We start from the raw sequence: 4,293 nt of genomic DNA on the forward strand, positions 1-4,293 counted from the left end.
AAATTTTAGCTTATAATCAGTTAATTCAGTAAATAGCATAACAAAGGTTCGTAGCTGACAGCGGGTCGGGCCCGCTGCGGTACAACCAGTTGTTAGGTTGATGGCGCGCTGCGCCACTTTCGTATATAAATTCAGGAGTTTTTGTGAGTAAAATAAACAGAATCGAAACTGATGACTTTTGGGCTGATTCAACTATCATTGAAGCAGGCAACTTTGTATATACAAGTTATTGCATGAAAAATGAAGGGCAATCTATTGAAAATCAAATTAATGGCGCAATTGATGTTCTAGAAGAACGACTTAAAAAAGTTGGTTTAACTTTAGAATCTGTAATTCAAATGGACTGTCTCTTTGCAAACATAGCCGATCTAAATGCCTTGCCAGACATTTTAAAAAATCGTTTCAAAGGAAAATATCCTACAAGAAAAGCTTATGAAACAAAATTTATAAGAGAAGGAATAAGGTTTCAGATTGATGCGGTGGCATTTAAGTGATAAATAAATTACGGCGGGTCAAGCCCGCCTTTTTTATAGACAAAAAACAAGAAGATGTGGTAAAATAATCCCACAAGGAGACACTTATGCCTAGAATCGTTCCAATCAGAGATTTAAAAAATACCACTGCCATTTCAACTCTATGCCATGAAGATGATGAACCTATTTTTGTTACAAAAAACGGATATGGTGACATGGTTTTAATGAGCATGGAAACTTATGAAAAGAACCTGTTCCTTGCAAATGTATATGGGAAACTTGAAGAAGCAAAACAGGATATGAAAAACGGAAAGTATTCTTCTGTTGAAGATGCGGTTTCAAGAATAAGGAAAACTCATGGCCTATAATGTCCGAATTATGGAAACGGCTGAGCAGGATTTATCTGAAATTGTAACTTACTTTACAGATAAACTTTGCAATCCAAAAGCTGCTGAAAGTTTACTTGAAGAATTTCTCGAAGAAAAAAATAATATTTCTGATAATCCTTATATGTATCCGTTAAGTAACGATTTAGTATTGCAATCAGAAGAATATCACAGGTTTCTTTTCAAAAAAAATTATATCGCTCTGTACTTAATCGATGATATTGAGAAAGAAGTATCTATAATGAGAATCTTTTATGCAAAAAGAGATTATGCTAATCTAATATAAAAGCAACCTAACAAAGGTTTGTAACCGACAGGCAGTCAAGCCCGCTGCGGTACAACCAGTTGTTATGGCGACAGGCCGCTGGCGTGGTAGTTTTATAGAAATATAAAATTTGGGCATAGGAAATTCAAGAACAATGGAGAACCTTATGCCAGAATCTGAAAAAAACGAAGAAGAAAAAAAATACTGCATCTATATCTTCAACTATTACAACAACTAATAAATCCATAAGAGAAACTGAAAAGAAATTTGAATTTGGAGATTATGATAGAGGTAAATTTGATACCAATGCAAAACAAAAGGCTAAAGAAAAGCAGTTTTCATCTGGAAAAAAAATCTTTGATCCAATTTCAGGCGAAGAAATTGTATTAACTCAGGAAGAAGCAAAAAGACGTTGGGGCGAAGATTGGGCTAAGCATGTTGCTGAAGGTGATCATATTGATCCTTTGGAAAGAGTATATGAAAAAGGCAAAGAAAAAGCTTTTGTAACAGAAACTGATGTAAAACAAGTTGCAAATGAAGATAGTAATTTTACTTCGATTTCAAAGCAAACAAATACACGAAAAGGAAATAAGACAAATGAAGAATTTGTAAATAATCCAGAATATAAATATTCCAATAAGGGAAAGAAAAAAGCAGTAGAACTCCAAAGGGAAGCTGAGAAAATAAACGATGAACGCCTGAAACAAGCCAATATCAAAGGAATAAAGGAAACTTTGTCGTCTTCAGCAAAATCTGCTGCAAAAAACACAAGTATTACAACAGGAGTATTTTCTGGAATTCATAATGCTAGGCTTGTAAAAGAAGGAAAAAAAGAAACAACTGAGGCTATTGTTGATACTGTAAAAGATACGGCAATAGCAACTGGAAAATCTGTAGTCGTGAGTACTTCATCAACACTCACTCAAGCTGCTAAACATTCAAAATCAAAAATATTAAAAGGATTGGCAAAATCAAATGCTATTACATACTCTTTACAAGCTTTGGTTGAAGTAGGTCCAGATTTATACAAAGCTTCGATTTCAAAAAGTATTTCATGGACTCAATTAGGAAAAAATTTTTCTGTGTTTGCAGGAGGACTTGCTGGCGCAGAACTAGGCGCTGCGGGAGGTGCGGCAGCTGGAGCAAAAGCAGGAGCAGCGATTGGCACTTTTGTTGAGCCTGGAGCAGGTACTGCAGCAGGTACTGCAATTGGAACAACAGCAGGAACTATTACTGGTAGTATTGGAGGTGCGGCAGCTGGGGCAAAAGCTGCAAAATTATTAGCAGATGCAATCGCAAAAGATGATGCAATATTAATGACAGAGGCAATGAATCAAAGAGTTGCTGAGCTTGCAGCTTTGTATGAATTATCGCCAGAAGAATTTGAAAATGCTGTTTTACCTAAAATTCAAAATGAAGTTGACGGTAAATGGCTTGTTGAGATGTTCAAAAACTCAGGCAGAGATAATATAAATGCTCAACGTAAATTTGTTGACAAAAGCCTTATAAAATATTTTGACGAAAACTTAAAAAGCAAATCGTTATTAAAACGATTATTTATATCAATAAAAACCTCAAACGTAAAAATCGCCTGTGGCATTCCTGTTAATTTTGTTATTAAGTTCTTCGGAAAAATACTTGTAGCAATTCTAATAATCGTATTATTAATCTTTCTTATTTCTATAAAAACTGTATGCATGGAATTAATAAGGTTCAGCCTACTTCCAAGGAATCTTTACCAGTCATAACGGAATCAGTTTCTTCTGTTGAGAAAAGTAACTTAATCGTCCTTCCAGAAACAAAATCTTTTGAATTCAGAGCAGACAGAAGAGATTATGTAAATAATTCAGATGCCGAAAAGTGGTGTGATGAAATGGCTTTGAAAATAAAAAATGAACTTAGAAAGAATCCAAATTTAACTTTTATTATAAAAGGTTATGTTGCTGAATTTGACAATGAAATTGATGGTAATTTTCTCGCTCAAGAACGTGCTGATAAAATAAAATCTGAACTTATAAGCAGAAATGTTCCAGATAAAAATTTAATAACTATGTCAGGAGGCTCAACAAATCGTTGGGGAAATGATAGAAAATTAAATAGAGCCGTTACAATTGAATCAATTGAACCATGATATAATTGTAAGCTATAAAAGCATAACATGCACTTCAAAGCGGACGGCAAGTCAAGCTTGCCGCCGTTTAAGTGCGTAGTTATGCTCACAGCCCACTGGGCTGGTAGTTTTATAGAAATATAAAATTTGAGTTTAACATTTTATTCGTATCTCAAAAAGGAAGAAAAAATGGAAACTCAAATTAGTAAAAAAATTGATTATCGCTTCAAAATTATTTACACCGTGGCCATAACAATGATTGTCGCAGGACACTGTGGTGGAGGTGGAATAGATTTCACATTTTCAGGTTGGTTTCCTTATTATGAATTACATCTTGCATTGTTTTTATTTTCGTCTGGATATTTTTATAAAAAAACAGCTGAAAATAATGTAGGAAATTATATTTTTAAGAAAATAAAAACTTTAATAATTCCCTTATATATTTATAATTTTTTCTATGGTTTAATTGTTCAACTCCTTAGACTTAAGAATTTTCAAATGGGTGCATCGTTATCTGTTAATTCACTTCTTATACAACCGATTATAACAGGGCATCAGTTTATATATAATCTTGGCAGTTGGTTTGTAATTCCCTTATTTATGATTGAAATTTACAATATTCTTTTACGGAAATTTTTTATAAAAATGAAAATCTCGGAATGTATATTCTTTGTAATTAATATTTTTCTGGGTTCAATAGGAAATTACCTTTCCTATAAGGGATATAATCAAGGAATATGGCTTCCACTAGTAAGGATGTTGCATTTTATCCCTTATTATGGATTAGGGATTTTCTACAAATATTTTTTTGAGAAGTATGAGAAAAAAATACCAACAAGATATTTATTTTTAGTTATATTCATATTAAAATTTTTGATATTTCTTACAGGAAGGAATCCTACATTTACTCCAAGCTGGTGTAACGATTTTTCAAAATATCCATTTCTTCCAATAATAGTCGCATATTTGGGAATTGCTTTTTGGTGCGGCTTGCAACTGTCCTAGAGCCTGTTATACGGAAAAAACAAAATATTTAAATTTGATTGCAGACAACACTTA

General features: G+C 33.1%; 6 protein-coding genes. All 6 read left to right on the forward strand.

The window, feature by feature from the left end:
• Positions 1 to 143 precede the first annotated feature (143 nt).
• The 6 genes from JI65_RS16455 to JI65_RS16480 all read left to right on the forward strand — a co-directional run bounded on the left by JI65_RS16455 (position 144) and on the right by JI65_RS16480 (position 4,239).
• Positions 144 to 494: a RidA family protein gene (locus JI65_RS16455; RefSeq protein ID WP_191018253.1), complete on the forward strand. Its 351-nt coding sequence runs from the start codon at positions 144 to 146 to the stop codon at positions 492 to 494.
• 86 nt (positions 495 to 580) lie between these two features.
• Positions 581 to 841: a type II toxin-antitoxin system Phd/YefM family antitoxin gene (locus JI65_RS16460; protein WP_143593358.1), complete on the forward strand. Its 261-nt coding sequence runs from the start codon at positions 581 to 583 to the stop codon at positions 839 to 841.
• Positions 831 to 1,145: a type II toxin-antitoxin system RelE/ParE family toxin gene (locus tag JI65_RS16465; protein ID WP_191018254.1), complete on the forward strand. Its 315-nt coding sequence runs from the start codon at positions 831 to 833 to the stop codon at positions 1,143 to 1,145. Before JI65_RS16460 ends, JI65_RS16465 begins: the two co-directional genes overlap by 11 nt.
• A 443-nt stretch (positions 1,146 to 1,588) precedes the next feature.
• Entirely contained in the window at positions 1,589 to 2,872 is a 1,284-nt protein-coding gene (locus tag JI65_RS16470; protein WP_191018255.1) for a hypothetical protein, read from the forward strand.
• Complete coding sequence (locus tag JI65_RS16475; RefSeq protein WP_191018256.1) at positions 2,818 to 3,255, forward strand: OmpA family protein; 438 nt, start codon at positions 2,818 to 2,820, stop codon at positions 3,253 to 3,255. Before JI65_RS16470 ends, JI65_RS16475 begins: the two co-directional genes overlap by 55 nt.
• 168 nt (positions 3,256 to 3,423) lie before the next feature.
• Complete coding sequence (locus tag JI65_RS16480; RefSeq protein ID WP_191018257.1) at positions 3,424 to 4,239, forward strand: acyltransferase family protein; 816 nt, start codon at positions 3,424 to 3,426, stop codon at positions 4,237 to 4,239.
• The last annotated feature ends 54 nt before the right edge of the window (positions 4,240 to 4,293 follow it).

This window comes from Treponema zioleckii (genome assembly GCF_014737315.1).
GTDB classification, from domain to species: domain Bacteria; phylum Spirochaetota; class Spirochaetia; order Treponematales; family Treponemataceae; genus Treponema_D; species Treponema_D zioleckii.